Origin of the sequence: Achromobacter sp. UBA2119, from assembly GCF_002331005.1 — a bacterium.
In the GTDB taxonomy this organism is placed as follows: domain Bacteria; phylum Pseudomonadota; class Gammaproteobacteria; order Burkholderiales; family Burkholderiaceae_B; genus Achromobacter; species Achromobacter animicus.
Window position 1 is genome coordinate 707,073 of record NZ_DCYD01000019.1, and the last position, 13,575, is coordinate 720,647.

Here is a 13,575-nt window from a genome sequence, read left to right on the forward strand (position 1 = left end):
AACCGAAAGACCTGGTGCCGGATTCATTGAGTGCTTCCCCTAAGAGTGTCGATCACGGCAGCGCCTGGCGCGGCCGACGTGCAAGCCCGGAGTGAAGAACATGCGACGCCTCTTTGGGCGGTTTGTTCGCGGGACGAATGTATCACAGCGTAACGACGTTGCGATCGGTCAAGACTACCCGACGCGCGCCTTGAGCGGGCATGCCAAAAAGCCTAAGGTGGAAAACTTGTCATTCACAGGCTCCCCATGTTTTCCAACGACCGACCCCAGACCCTGGGCGAAGAAATCGCCAACAGCATCAGCCACGGCCTGGGCGCCGTGGGCGCGCTGGCCGGCACGCCGCTCCTGATTGCCGCCGCCGTGCGCCAGGGCGATGCCGCCTTCATCGCCGGCGCCGCCGTGTTTGCCGCGTCAATGTGCCTGCTTTACCTCGCGTCCGCCATCTATCACGCCCTGCCCCGCTGCCGCGCCAAGCAGATCTTCAATGTGCTGGACCACTCGGCCATCTACCTGCTCATCGCGGGCACCTACACCCCGTTCGCGCTGGGCGCGCTGCGTGGCCCTTGGGGGTGGACCCTCTTCGGACTGGTGTGGGGCCTGGCGCTGCTGGGCGTGGGCCTGAAGGCCAGCAAGCGGCTCAACCGGCCCGCGCTATCCACGGGCCTGTATCTGGCGATGGGCTGGATCGTCGTTATCGCGGTCAAACCCTTGCTTGAACTGGTGCCGACCGGCGGCCTGTGGTGGCTGGTGGCTGGCGGCCTCGCCTACACCGGCGGCGTGGTCTTCTTTGTGTTCGACAACCGCTGGCGCTACAGCCATTTCATCTGGCATCTGTTCGTGCTGGCCGGCACCGTCTGCCATTTCTTCGCGGTGTTCTGGTACGCGGCGTAAGCCCGCAAAGGCGTCCGATCCGCTTCCGAAGGACGAACCTAAGGACACATCGCGGCCAGCAGCGACTACGAAACCGCGCAAAACGTTTCGAACGTGAGGGACCTGCGTCCCCCGGGGCTGCCCCCGCACCGCGCGTCGGAGATCTCGTGGTCTGCCGACACAGGAAAACACATCGCGAAACTTGTCCCACGGCGGTCCGGCTGGTCATCATGGTCGGACTTTCAACCGGAACAAGGAGTTTTGATGCAGCGTTCCAAATATGCATTCCTATCCGCCGCCATCCTGACGACGGCGCTGTCCGGTGCCCCTGCCCTGGCTCAACAGGCCGCCCAGGCTCCGGCGCAGACGCAAGCTCAGCCGGGCATGGCGCCCGCCGTGCAGAAGCCGACGGATCAGCAATTGCAGAAGTTCGCTTCGGCGTCGCAGAAGATCTCTGGCGTCGTTGACGAATACCGTCCGAAGGTCGAAGCCGCCAAGACCGACGACGCCAAGCAGAAGGTCGTCAAGGAAGCGGACGAAAAAATGGTCAAGCTGGTCCGCGCGGACGGACTGTCGGTCGAGGAATTCAACGGCATCGGCCAGGCCGTGCAGCAGGATCCCCAGCTTCGTGATCGCCTGATGAAGATGCAGCCTGCGCGGTAAGCCCGGGCGCTGACGGGCACGCAGTCACGCCGCCCACGACGGCCGCCTCGTAAAGACAAGGCGCCGCATGCCCTGAACGGGACATGCGGCGCCTTTCGCATTGTGCGCGGCCTGACGCTGCAGTTGTGTCAGGTCTTCAGGCGGTAGCCCGTCTTGAAAATCCACCGCACGCCAATCAGGCATGCAACCAGGAAGGCCAGCGTCATGCCCACGCTGACGCCGATGCTGACGTCCGCCACGCCAAAGAACGCCCAGCGGAAACCGCTGACCAGGTAGACCACCGGATTGAACAGCGTGACGGTCTGCCAGAACGGCGGCAGCATGTTGATCGAATAGAACGTGCCGCCCAGAAAGGTCAGCGGCGTGATGATCATCAACGGAATGATCTGCAGCTTTTCAAACCCGTCAGCCCAGATCCCGATGATGAAACCGAACAGGCTGAACGTCACGGCGGTCAGCACCAGGAACGACAGCATCCAGAACGGATGCGCCACGTCGAACGTCACGAACAGGCGCGCGGTGGCCAGCATGATGAGACCCAGGATGATGGACTTGCTGGCGGCCGCGCCGACGTAGCCCATCAGGATTTCCACATACGAAATGGGCGCCGAATGGATTTCGTAGATCGTGCCTGAAAAGCGCGGCATGTAGATGCCGAACGAGGCGTTGGCCACGCTCTGCGTCAGCAGCGACAGCATGATCATGCCGGGCACGATGAACGCGCCGTAGCTCACCCCGTCAATTTCGACCATGTGCGAACCGATGGCGGATCCGAACACGACGAAGTAAAGAGACGTTGAAATCACCGGCGACAGCACGCTTTGCATCAGCGTGCGCCAGGCGCGGGCCATTTCAAAAAGGTAGATGGCGCGGATGGCGTAGAAGTTCATGATTGACCGTGCACCAGGCTGACAAAGATGTCCTCGAGCGAGCTTTCCGAGGTGTTCAGGTCTGCAAATTCGATCTGCAGGCGGCTCAGGTCCTGCAGCAGACGCGAAATATCGCCGCCGCGCTCGTTGTCGTAGGTATAGACAAGCTTGTAGCCGTCGGGCGAAAGCTCGAGCTGGTAGGCGTCCAACGCTGTCGGGATGCCGGGCAGCGGCGCCTTCAGTGTCAGCGCAAGCTGTCGTTTGCCCAGCTTGGCCATCAGCGCATCCTTTTCCTCGACCAGGATGATTTCGCCCTTGCGGATCACGCCGATGCGGTCCGCCATTTCCTGGGCTTCTTCGATGTAGTGCGTGGTGAGGATGATGGTGACGCCGCTTTCGCGCAGCCGTCGCACCATTTCCCACATGCCGCGCCGCAATTCGACGTCGACACCCGCGGTGGGTTCGTCCAGGAACAGGATGGCCGGTTCGTGCGACAGCGCCTTGGCGATCATGACGCGCCGCTTCATGCCGCCGGACAGCGCCATGATGCGGCTGTCCTTCTTGTCCCACAGCGACAATTCGCGCAAGACCTTTTCGATATAGGCGGGGTCCGCCGGCTTGCCGAACAGCCCGCGGCTGAAGGTGACCGTGTTCCAGACGCTTTCGAAGGCGTCCGTGGAGATTTCCTGTGGCACCAAACCGATCTTGGACCGGGCGGCGCGGAAATCGGACACGATGTCGTGGCCGTCAGCCAGCACCGTGCCGTGGGTGGGATTGACGATGCCGCAGATGATGCTGATCAGCGTCGTCTTGCCCGCGCCGTTCGGCCCGAGCAACGCGAAGATTTCGCCGCGCTGGATGTCCAGGCTGACATTCTTGAGCGCCTGGAATCCCGACGCATATTGCTTGGATAAGCCTTGTATTGAAATGACTGGCTGCACGCGAGCCCCCAACTTGACCATAGCCGAAGGATTTTACCCGTCGCGCGGCCCGCGCTTGTTCAACCTGGCGGAACGGTGTGTTTTCTTTTTGGGAACACTGGAACTAGTTTTTGGAACACTGGAACTAGAAGTCGTCGTCCTCTTCAACCTTGGGCATCAGGTACGCCGTCAGCGCGCTGGACAGGCCGGCCATCACCCACAAGACAAAGAACGACACCGTGTAGAAGCCCATTCTGCCGGTTGGGACGTAGCCAAAAATGGCCACGTCCAGCGGATCGATCAGGGCGAAGATCAGTGCGCTACCCGCAGCCGCCGCCATGAACGACGGCCACAGGATCCACATCAAAGATCGCAATCCCATGCGTGAACTCCCCCGATCAAGGTTTGGCGGCTGCAGAGCCGGCGGGCGTCGGCGCCGGGCTCGCGGTCGCGCCGGACGCGGTCTGTTCGATGACCAGACCGCGTTTGACCACACCCTCCTGGATGGGCTGGCTGGCGAATTGGGTCATTGCGAAGTAGATCGTGATGAAGCAGCCGACCATGGCGGCGAACGGACCCGCCATCAGGATCCACGGCCAGGGCTCGCGGTACCAGGGCTTGGCGGGATGCGCCGCGTCGGCGGCGTCAACGGTGATTTGTGCAGCGTTCATGAAGATTCCTTTTGGTGACCAGGGCGGTGTCTGCCCTACTCGGGCACGTAAAAACTGGCAGCTTCATCGGTTTCAACCTGCCGGTTCTCGCCATCCTGCCCCTTGGCGCGCAGCGTGATGGGATGGGCGCCGGGCGCCGCGCCCGCCGGGGCGCGGATGACCATCGGCACCAGTTTGTTGGCGGCGGGTTCGACCTCGACCACGTCCGATCCCTGTTGGCCGGCCAGCACCGCCAGGTCGGGCATGCCTTCGGCCGTCAGGCGCAGCCGCATGGGCGCGTCCGACGTATTGATGATCTGCAGGCGATACACGTTTTCGATCATGCCCCCTGCCACCTCGCGGCCCAGCACGCCGCGGTCGCGGATTACGTCGACGCGCAGCGGATTGCGGACCACCAGCGAGACGACGAAGGCGATCGCCAGCAACAGGATCAACGTGCCGTAGATCAGGACGCGAGGCCGCAGCAGATGCGAGCGCGCGCTTTTTGTGGACAGACCATCCAGCATGGCGCGCTCGGACGTGTAGCGGATGAGGCCTGGCTCGTACTGCATCTTGTCCATCACCTGGTCACAGGCGTCGATGCAGGCGCCGCACCCGATGCACATGTACTGCAGACCGTCACGGATGTCGATGCCGGTCGGGCAGACCTGCACGCAGAGACTGCAATCGACGCAGTCGCCCAGCCCCTTCGCCTTGTGGTCGACCTTGCGCGAGCGGCCGCCACGCGGATCGCCGCGGCGCTTGTCGTAGGTGACGACGAAGGTGTCCGGGTCGACCATCACGCTTTGGAAGCGGGCGTACGGGCACATGTACTTGCACACCGATTCGCGCATGAAACCGGCGTTGCCCCACGTGGCAAAACCGTAGAACAGCATCCAGAACCACTGCCAGGGTCCGAGCTGCAGCGCGAAGAGTTCGTGGCCGAGTTCGCGGATGGGCGCGAAGTAGCCGATGAACGTAGAACCGGTCCACCAGGCCAGGGCGATCCACAGGAAGTGCTTGGTGAACTTCAGGCGGAACTTGCGCCAGCTCCAGGGGGATTCGTCCAGCCGGATGCGCGCGATGCGGTCGCCTTCGACCTTGCGCTCGATCCACATGAAGATTTCGGTGTAGACGGTCTGGGGACAGGCGTAGCCGCAGAACAGGCGTCCGGCCACCGCGGTGAAGAGAAACAGCGCCAATGCCGAAATGACCAGCAGCACGGCAAGGTACACGACGTCCTGCGGCCACAGCACCAGGCCGAAGATGTAGAACTTGCGCGCGCCCAGGTCGAACAGCACCGCCTGGCGGCCGTTCCATTCGAGCCAGGGCAAGCCGTAGAAGATGATCTGCGTGATAAAGACGAACGCGATACGCCAGCGGGCAAAGATGCCACTGACGGATCGCGGATAGATCTTGCTGCGCACCCCCGCCAACGTCTGCTCCAGGGTCTCCTGGCCAGGACGCGGCGGCCGCGTATGCGGCCGCCAGGGCGGCGGGTCACCGCCAGGCGAACTGCTGACGCTTGCGGTTGACCCATCTTCCATTTGCTGCTCCGTGCTTGTAAGTGCTTAGTGATATGGGAGGCCGCGCGGCCTCCCATTTACGTGCTGCCGGTTCACTGCTTGGCAGTGCTGGCCTCGGCCGGCGCGGCAGCGGTCTGCGTAGACGCGTCGGGCTTGTTGGACAGTCCCCAGACCCACGCAGTCAGGATCTTGATCTGCTCGGGACTCAGGATGTGTTCGTGCGCCGGCATGCGGTTGTCGCGGCCATCAAGAATGGTCTTGACGATGCTGGCTTCCGAACTGCCGTAGAGCCACACGTCGTCCGTCAGGTTCGGCGCACCGACAAGCTGGTTGCCCTTGCCATCGACACCGTGACAGGCGACGCAGAAGTTGGCGAACTCGCGCTTGCCGCGGAACACGCGGACCGGATCGGCGGTCAGGCCAGACAGCGAACGCACGTACTGCGCGATGTCGCCGGCCATCTTGGGATCGATCGAAGCCTTCCAGGGCGGCATGATGCCGTGGCGGCCTTCTTTGATGGTCTGCATGATGGCTTCGGGCGAACCGCCGTGCAGCCAGTCGCCGTCCGTCAGGTTGGGAAAGCTGGGCGCACCCTTGGCGTCGGAGCCGTGGCACTGCGCGCAGGTGTTCAGGAAGAGACGCTGGCCGATTTCACGGGCGCCCGGATCCTGCGCAATCTGCGGCACCGTCATGGTCTCGAAGCGCGCATAGATGGGACGCACGGCTTCAGCCATCTTGGCCTGCTGCTGCGCCACTTCGTCGGCGCTGCTGTAGCCCAGCTTGCCCTTGTATTCGCCCAGGCCCGGCATCAGGAAGAGGTATCCCAGTGCAAAGGCGCAGGCCAGCAGGTACATCCACGTCCACCAGGTAGGGACCGGGTTGTTGAGTTCGGTCAGGTCGCCGTCCCAGACGTGCCCGGTGTCCTCGACCTGGCCGCTGGCCGGCTTGGCGGTGAGCCAGCGGCGTTGCGTGTACAGCAGCCACACGCACCACACCACCCCGCCCACGGCGACGATCGAGATGAAATACCCCCAGAAGCCATTGACGAAATCGCTCATGACCGATTCGCTCCATCTTGTTGTGCCTGCCCGAATTCATCGGGCAGTGCGAACGGCAGCATGGCCGATTCGCGGTTGGCGCCCTGGCGGCCGCGCGAGCAGGCCCACCAGACGATGCCGAAAAAGGTTGCCATCGAGATGGCGGTGACGATTGCGCTCAGGTAGCCGACCATGATCAGCCTCCCGTGGCCGCTTGCGCGGCGGGTTGCACGGCGGATTGGGCAGCGGGTTGCTGAGCCTTCTTGGCCGCTTCCGCCTTGGCTTCTTCGGCCTGCTTGGCAAGCTGCGCCTTGCGCACGCCGACACCCAGTCCTTGCAGGTAGGCCACCAGCGCGTCTTCTTCCGTCTTGCCTTCGATGGCCTTGGGTGCGGCGGCGATTTCCTCGTCGGTGTAGGGCACGCCCAGGGCACGCAGGGCGCGCATGCGCTGGTCGACGTTCTGGCCGGTGATGACCGTCTTTTCCAGCCACGGATACGCCGGCATGTTGGATTCCGGCACTACCTTGCGCGGATCGCGCAAGTGGATGCGGTGCCAGTCGTCGGAGTAGCGCTCGCCGACGCGCGCCAGGTCCGGACCCGTGCGCTTGGAACCCCACAGGAACGGGTGATCGAACACCGACTCGGACGCCAGCGAGTACGACCCGTAGCGCTGGACTTCAGCGGCGAGCACGCGCACCTGCTGCGAGTGGCAGCCCACGCAGCCTTCACGGATGTAGACGTCGCGGCCCATCAGCCGCAGCGGGCTGTAGGGTTCGACGCCCGCCACGGGCTGGGTGGTGCTGTGCTGGAAGAACAGCGGGATGATTTGCACCAGGCCTGCGAAGGAGACCACCAGGATGCTGGCGATGATCATCCAGCCGATGTTCTTCTCGAGGGTCTGATGAGAAAAGAAGCCGTGATTCTTGTTGGCCATGATGTCCTCGTCAAACAGTGGCCGGCACGGCGGTCGCGGGGACCGACGGACGGGCGGCATGGGGATCGTCTTGCGGAATGGCGGGATTGACCGCGGTCGCGCCGCTCACCGTCTTCCATACGTTCCAGGCCATGACGAACACACCGCACAAGAACAGGGTTCCACCCAGCAAACGGATCAGGTAGTACGGAACGCGCGTCTTCAGTTCTTCGACGAAGCTGTAGACCAGGGTGCCGTCCGGCGCCGTGTCGCGCCACATCAGGCCCTGCTGCACGCCGGCGATCCACATGGCGGCGATGTACAGCACCACGCCGATGGTCGCGATCCAGAAGTGCAGTTCGATGGCCTTGACGCTGTACATCTTTTCGCGGCCATAGAGGCGCGGGATCAGGTAGTAGAGCGAGCCGAACGAAATCATGGCGACCCAGCCCAGCGCGCCGGAGTGCACGTGGCCGATGGTCCAGTCCGTGTAGTGCGACAGCGCGTTCACGGTGCGGATCGACATCATCGAGCCTTCGAAGGTGGACATGCCGTAGAACGACAGCGCGGTGACCATGAACTTCAGGATCGGGTCGGTGCGCAGCTTGTACCAGGCGCCCTGCAGGGTCATGATGCCGTTGATCATGCCGCCCCAGGAAGGCGCCAGCAGGATCAGCGAGAAGGTCATGCCCAGCGACTGGGTCCAGTCGGGCAGCGAGGTATACAGCAGATGATGCGGGCCCGCCCACATGTACGTGAAGGCCAGCGCCCAGAAGTGGACGATGGACAGGCGGTAAGAGTAGATGGGACGGCCGGCCTGCTTGGGCACGAAGTAATACATCATGCCCAGGAAGCTGGTGGTCAGGAAGAAGCCCACCGCGTTGTGGCCGTACCACCACTGCACCATGGCGTCCTGCACGCCCGCGTAGGCGGAGTAGGACTTCCACATCGACACCGGCATTTCAATGTTGTTGAAAATGTGCAGGATGGCGATGGTGAGGATGTACGAGCCGAAGAACCAGTTGGCCACGTAGATGTGCTTGGACCGGCGCTTGATGATGGTGCCGAAGAACACGATGGCGTAGGCGACCCAGACCAGCGTGATCAGGATGTCGATGGGCCATTCGAGTTCGGCGTATTCCTTGCTGCTGGTAAAACCCATGGGCAAGGTGATGGCGGCTGCGACGATGACGACCTGCCAGCCCCAGAACGTAAAGGCGGCGAGCTTGTCGCAGAAGAGGCGCGCCTGACAGGTGCGCTGGACGACGTAGTAGGACGTCGCGAAAAGTGCGCTGCCGCCGAAGGCGAAGATCACGGCGTTGGTGTGCAGCGGGCGCAGGCGGCCGTAGCTGAGCCATGCGGTGTCGAAATTCAGTTGAGGCCAAATTAGCTGAGCGGCCAGAAAAACACCGACAGCCATGCCGACAATGCCCCAGACCACGGTCATGATGGCGAACTGCCGCACGACCTTGTAGTTGAAGGTATCGGACTTGCTTGCGATTGCGGGGCAATCGTTCATCACCCATCCCCTAAAGTAACAAGAACTTCCAGGCTTCGATGATGGGACTAGTCACTCGAGGAGGCGTTGATTTGGATCAACCGGGTTGCGACGCCTTGGACATCGCTGCATAACCGCAACGCTATTAGGGGTATCGGGCCGTGAAAAGACCTGGCCGATGCGCTGCGGCGGGGTCCGCAGAGGCGCATCGGCGGCGGTAATTTGCGCCCCGGCGATCAGCGGCGGCCGGCGGCGCCGCTGTCGTCGTCGCGCAGGATGGCCGTGCCGGCGCTGTCGGTGTCGTCGTACTGACCGTTGAAGACGGCCCACCACAGCGATACGCCAATCGCCAGCACGAAAAGCAGCGACAGCGGCAGTAGCAGGTAGAGGATGGTCATGGCGCGGCTCCCAGTGCGGCGCCAGCGGCCAGACGGCCCGACCAGTCGCGGCGGCACAGGCGCCAGGAGTTGTAGGCCACGGCCAGCGACGACACCAGCATGGTGATGGCGGCAAGCCAGGGCGTGACCCAGCCCACCAGGGCCAGCGGCGTCATCAGCAAATGCCAGACGAGCGAGCCGTAAAGGTTCTGCCGCGCCTTGCGCCGGGCCTCGGCAAGCAGCGCGTCAAGCGCGGCCTCGGGCATGTCGGGATGCGCCGCCAGCGCGCTGTGCGCGGAAGCCATGGCGGTGGGGACGGCCATGGACATGGCACAGGGACAGCTCATGACCAGCAGCGCCACCATGACGGGGATGCTGTGGGCGGGATCGATGTAGGCCCAGCCCGCCGCGGCGGCCAAGGCCAGCGCGACCTGCACCATGACGAAACGCGACGCCACGCGGTCGGCGCGCGTGCCGAGCAACAGGCGCTGGTCTTCGACGCGGGCATGGCGGCGGCCGGCGGAACCCGCGCCGCCGAAGGATTGGCGGGCGCACAGTTCCAGATAGCGCGCGGTCAGCAGGAACGCGACGAACATCGTGACCGAGTCGAAATAGACTTCGCCCCGCCCCGTATACGTGGCGTGGACGCTGGGGATGAAGGCGGCAATGATGCCAAGCGCCACAGGCACATCCATGCCGGCGCGGCCCTGCCGCAGATTGGCGCCCGCGTGGCGCCAGATGGGCCATGCCGAATACAGGACGACGGGCACGGTCAGCGCGAAGCTGGCCCAGTTCATGAGGACGATGGCCCAGTCCAGGGTTTCCAGCGCGTCGGCGGGCATGGATTCATGGCGCAGATAGCCGGGCCAGGCGAACATCATGACCTGCATCATTGCCAGCCAGGCCAGCGACAGACGCACCAGCGCATGGCGGCGTTGCTGGCGGTCGGCATCGGGCAGGCTGGCCGGGACGGCGAAAATCGATTTGGCACGCATGTTGCCGATGGTAGTCAGGCCTGCCCTCGACCGCCTTGATCTGAATCAAGACGCCAAAGACGATTTGCCACTGCCCCGCCGCCCTGCCGCCTCCCCGCCTCGCCTCCCCGCCTCGCCTCGCCTCGTCGCCTCGCCACCATGCCGCCCGCCCATCCACCGGCACTGATCTATGTGACGGGTGGCGCGCGGACGGGGCAACTGATAAAACGGTGCTCTGGCCGCTGCGGTTGTCCATTGCGCTGCCGCAGCCGCCTCCCCTACGCCCGCGGCACGTCCGCAGGTTCCGGCGCTGTCCGGCCGCGCTCGACCAACATGGGCCGTGGTGAAAATTCACCTGGCTTGCGGTATGCAGAAGACATCGACGCGGCGCCCCGTCGGGGTTTTTGTAACCGGCACCGATACCGGTATCGGCAAGACGTTGGTGTCGGCCATCCTCGCCCGCGCCTGGAACGCCGACTACTGGAAACCCGTGCAGACGGGTGTCGCCGAGGATCCGGGCGATACCGACACCGTGGCCCAGCTGGCGCAGTTGCCGCCCCACCGCCTGCATTTGCCTGCCTACGTCCTCCAGGCGCCGCTATCGCCATGGGCGGCAGCCACGCTGGAAGAAACCGTGGTCGACGCCACCAGCATCGTGCCGCCCCCGACACGCGCGCCGCTGATCGTGGAAGGCGCGGGCGGCCTGTACGTGCCGATCGACGATACGCACATGATGATCGACCTGATCGCGCGCTTGGGCATGCCGGTGGTGTTGGCGGCGCGCAGCGGACTGGGCACCATCAACCACACCTTGCTCAGCCTCGCGGCGCTGCAGCGCCGCGGCATTCCGGTGCTTGGCGTGGTCATGAGCGGACCGCCCTCCGCGGGCAACAAGGAAGCCATCGAACGCTTTGGCGGCGTGCGGGTGCTGGCCGAGATACCGCCGCTGCCGCGTGTGGACGCTGCCGCGGTCGACGAACTAGCCAAGGGCATTGCGCCGCTGACCGAATGTCTGGCGTCGCTGTACGGCGCCGAGGCAGAAGCGGACTAGCCGGGCCGGCGGCTTCTTGTGCGGCGCGTCACTGCCGCGCCATGTCGATGAACGCCCGCAGCGCCGATGACACACGGCGCTGGCGGGGGTAATACAACATGAATCCGGGGATCGTCGGGCACCAGTCCTCCAGCAGCCGCACCAGCTTGCCGGATGCCAACAGTCCGGCAACGTAGTTTTCCGGCACGTAGCCGATGCCGATGCCGTCGGCGGCCGCCCGCACCTCAGCATGCATGTCGCTCAGGGCCAGACGCCCCGGCACGTCGAACTCCAGCACCTCGCCGTCCCGCTTGAATTCCCACTTGAAGTACCGGCCACTGGGGAAACGATAGCGGACGCATTCGTGCCTCATCAGGTCAGCCGGATGCCGTGGCGGCTCGCGCTCTCGCAGGTAATCCGGCGAGGCCACCACCACGGAGCGCAGCGCCGAGCTGATGGGCATGGCCACCATGTCCTCGGGCACCGCTTCGAGCAGACGCACACCTGCGTCGAAGCCGGACTTCACGATGTCGACAAAGCTGTCGTCTTCGCCGATCTCCAGGCGGATGTCCGGGTAGGCCGCCAGAAATTGCGCCGCCATCGGCATCAGCAGCAGGTACGACGCCGCGCGCGACGTGTTGATGCGCAGCGTGCCGGCGGCGGAGCCGCGAAAGTGGTTCATTTCGTCCAGCGCATCGTCCAGACCGTGCAGTACCGGCTGCAGGCGCTCGGCCAGGCGGTGGCCGGCTTCGGTCAGGGCGACGCTGCGTGTGGTCCGGTTGAACAGATTCACGCCCAACCCCTCTTCCAGATTGCGGATGGCGTAACTGACCGCCGACGTGGACAGACTGAGCTCTTCGCCCGCCTTGCGGAAACTGCCCAGGCGGGCCACCGCGGAGAACGCGGCAAGGTGGGACAGGTTGTCGAGCGCCATGATTGTGCAAATTTGTTCAATAAATCATGCCGAAATTCTAGCTTGAACCGCAGAGCAGCCCGGGATTATTGTGAACGCCTGCTCAATAAACATCCCAAGAGGCCGTCATGATCCAAGCCCAAGGCTACGCCGCCCACAGCGCCGACACCCCGCTCGTCCCCTTCAGCTTCACGCGCCGTGAACCCGGCGATGACGATGTGCTGATCGACATCCTGTATAGCGGCATCTGCCACTCCGACCTGCACCAGGCGCGCGGCGACTGGGGCAATTCCATGTACCCCATGGTGCCCGGCCACGAGATCATCGGCCGCGTCGCGCAAGTGGGCAAGAACGTGTCGAAGTTCAAGGTGGGCGATTACGCCGGCGTGGGTTGCATGGTGGACTCGTGCCGCCATTGCAAGGCATGCCAACTGAACCTTGAACAGTACTGCGAGGAAAACGCCACGCTGACCTACAACGACAAGGAACGCGGCAGCGACCAGCTGACGTTTGGCGGGTATTCCGATCGCATCGTGGTGCGCGAGCATTTTGTCGTGAAGGTGTCCGACAAGCTCGACCTGAAGGCCGTCGCGCCGCTGCTGTGCGCCGGCATCACCACCTACTCTCCGCTGCGCCACTGGAAGGTCGGGCCGGGCAAGAAGGTGGGCGTCATCGGTCTGGGCGGCCTGGGCCACATGGGCGTCAAGTTTGCACACGCGATGGGCGCTCACGTGGTGATGATCACGACGTCTGCCGACAAGGCGCGCGACGCCAAGCGTCTGGGCGCGGATGATGTGCTGGTGTCGCGCGATGCCGACGCCATGGCGGCGCACTCCGGCACGTTCGACTTTCTGTTGAACACCGTTCCCGTCAGCCACGACGTCAATCCCTACATGGCGCTGCTGGCACTGGACGGCACCATGGCGCTGGTGGGTGCATTGACGCCGTTGGATCCGATCCCCGGCGCCAACCTCATCATGGGCCGCAAGTCGCTGGCGGGCTCGGCGATCGGCGGTATGGAAGAGACCCAGGAGATGATGGACTTCTGCGCCGAACACAACATCGTCAGCGATGTCGAGATGGTGCCGATCCAGGCCGTCAACGAGGCCTACGAGCGGCTGGTGAAGAACGACGTCAAATACCGCTTCGTGATCGACATGGCTTCGCTGAAAGAAGAACGCGCCGCCGCGTAGGTCAACACACACGCAAGGCAAAGCGGGGCCGGGTTCGTTACGGATGCAAACAAAAAAAAAGGACCCGGATTCACGTCGTCAATCGGGATGGCGGCCGACCTGCGCGCCGCAGACCTACACCGCATCTCTTAGGACAAAAGGT

General features: G+C 63.9%; 15 protein-coding genes and 1 pseudogene. 4 read left to right on the plus strand and 12 right to left on the minus strand.

Annotated features, from left to right (window positions below):
* Positions 1-246 precede the first annotated feature (246 nt).
* On the plus strand, positions 247-891 hold the full coding sequence (gene trhA, locus B3098_RS26825; protein WP_279975061.1) for a PAQR family membrane homeostasis protein TrhA: 645 nt from the start codon (positions 247-249) through the stop codon (positions 889-891).
* Positions 892-1,134: 243 nt separating this feature from the next.
* Positions 1,135-1,533: a DUF4168 domain-containing protein gene (locus B3098_RS26830; protein ID WP_175123602.1), complete on the plus strand. Its 399-nt coding sequence runs from the start codon at positions 1,135-1,137 to the stop codon at positions 1,531-1,533.
* 128 nt (positions 1,534-1,661) lie between these two features.
* On the opposite strand, the gene B3098_RS26835 is transcribed toward B3098_RS26830, so the two are convergent.
* The 11 genes from B3098_RS26835 to B3098_RS26885 all read right to left on the minus strand — a co-directional run bounded on the left by B3098_RS26835 (position 1,662) and on the right by B3098_RS26885 (position 10,318).
* Positions 1,662-2,423 (minus strand): ABC transporter permease, encoded by a 762-nt coding sequence (locus tag B3098_RS26835; protein WP_175138116.1) that lies wholly within the window; start codon positions 2,421-2,423, stop codon positions 1,662-1,664.
* Positions 2,420-3,343 carry an ABC transporter ATP-binding protein gene (locus tag B3098_RS26840; protein WP_279975062.1) on the minus strand — a complete coding sequence of 308 codons (924 nt, stop codon included), beginning with the start codon at positions 3,341-3,343 and terminating at the stop codon, positions 2,420-2,422. The genes B3098_RS26835 and B3098_RS26840 overlap by 4 nt, the downstream gene beginning before the upstream one ends.
* A gap of 124 nt (positions 3,344-3,467) precedes the next feature.
* Positions 3,468-3,704: a hypothetical protein gene (locus B3098_RS26845; RefSeq protein WP_175138114.1), complete on the minus strand. Its 237-nt coding sequence runs from the start codon at positions 3,702-3,704 to the stop codon at positions 3,468-3,470.
* A 16-nt stretch (positions 3,705-3,720) separates the two neighbouring features.
* Complete coding sequence (locus B3098_RS26850) at positions 3,721-3,993, minus strand: FixH family protein (RefSeq protein ID WP_239213265.1); 273 nt, start codon at positions 3,991-3,993, stop codon at positions 3,721-3,723.
* A gap of 35 nt (positions 3,994-4,028) precedes the next feature.
* Positions 4,029-5,519: a cytochrome c oxidase accessory protein CcoG gene (ccoG, locus tag B3098_RS26855; RefSeq protein WP_175123607.1), complete on the minus strand. Its 1,491-nt coding sequence runs from the start codon at positions 5,517-5,519 to the stop codon at positions 4,029-4,031.
* 71 nt (positions 5,520-5,590) lie between these two features.
* Positions 5,591-6,556, minus strand: a complete 966-nt coding sequence (ccoP, locus tag B3098_RS26860) for a cytochrome-c oxidase, cbb3-type subunit III (RefSeq protein ID WP_175123608.1) — start codon at positions 6,554-6,556, stop codon at positions 5,591-5,593.
* Positions 6,553-6,729, minus strand: coding sequence for a cbb3-type cytochrome oxidase subunit 3 (locus tag B3098_RS26865; protein ID WP_056563017.1), 177 nt, complete (start codon positions 6,727-6,729; stop codon positions 6,553-6,555). The genes ccoP and B3098_RS26865 overlap by 4 nt, the downstream gene beginning before the upstream one ends.
* A 2-nt stretch (positions 6,730-6,731) precedes the next feature.
* Positions 6,732-7,469 (minus strand): cytochrome-c oxidase, cbb3-type subunit II, encoded by a 738-nt coding sequence (ccoO, locus tag B3098_RS26870; RefSeq protein WP_175123609.1) that lies wholly within the window; start codon positions 7,467-7,469, stop codon positions 6,732-6,734.
* A gap of 10 nt (positions 7,470-7,479) precedes the next feature.
* The gene (ccoN, locus tag B3098_RS26875; RefSeq protein ID WP_175123610.1) at positions 7,480-8,967 is read right to left on the minus strand and encodes a cytochrome-c oxidase, cbb3-type subunit I; all 1,488 of its coding nucleotides are present in this window, start codon (positions 8,965-8,967) and stop codon (positions 7,480-7,482) included.
* Between the two features lie 215 nt (positions 8,968-9,182).
* On the minus strand, positions 9,183-9,344 hold the full coding sequence (gene ccoS, locus B3098_RS26880; RefSeq protein ID WP_105239608.1) for a cbb3-type cytochrome oxidase assembly protein CcoS: 162 nt from the start codon (positions 9,342-9,344) through the stop codon (positions 9,183-9,185).
* Positions 9,341-10,318 carry a hypothetical protein gene (locus B3098_RS26885; protein WP_175138111.1) on the minus strand — a complete coding sequence of 326 codons (978 nt, stop codon included), beginning with the start codon at positions 10,316-10,318 and terminating at the stop codon, positions 9,341-9,343. Before B3098_RS26885 ends, ccoS begins: the two co-directional genes overlap by 4 nt.
* A 254-nt stretch (positions 10,319-10,572) precedes the next feature.
* Here B3098_RS26885 and bioD point away from each other — a divergent pair.
* A pseudogene (gene bioD, locus B3098_RS26890) lies at positions 10,573-11,348 on the plus strand (dethiobiotin synthase); the annotation flags it as partial.
* Between the two features lie 28 nt (positions 11,349-11,376).
* Here the strand turns inward: bioD and B3098_RS26895 are convergent.
* Positions 11,377-12,261: a LysR family transcriptional regulator gene (locus B3098_RS26895; protein ID WP_286900192.1), complete on the minus strand. Its 885-nt coding sequence runs from the start codon at positions 12,259-12,261 to the stop codon at positions 11,377-11,379.
* Between the two features lie 107 nt (positions 12,262-12,368).
* Here B3098_RS26895 and B3098_RS26900 point away from each other — a divergent pair, with 107 nt between their 5' ends.
* Positions 12,369-13,433: an NAD(P)-dependent alcohol dehydrogenase gene (locus tag B3098_RS26900; RefSeq protein ID WP_286900194.1), complete on the plus strand. Its 1,065-nt coding sequence runs from the start codon at positions 12,369-12,371 to the stop codon at positions 13,431-13,433.
* The last annotated feature ends 142 nt before the right edge of the window (positions 13,434-13,575 follow it).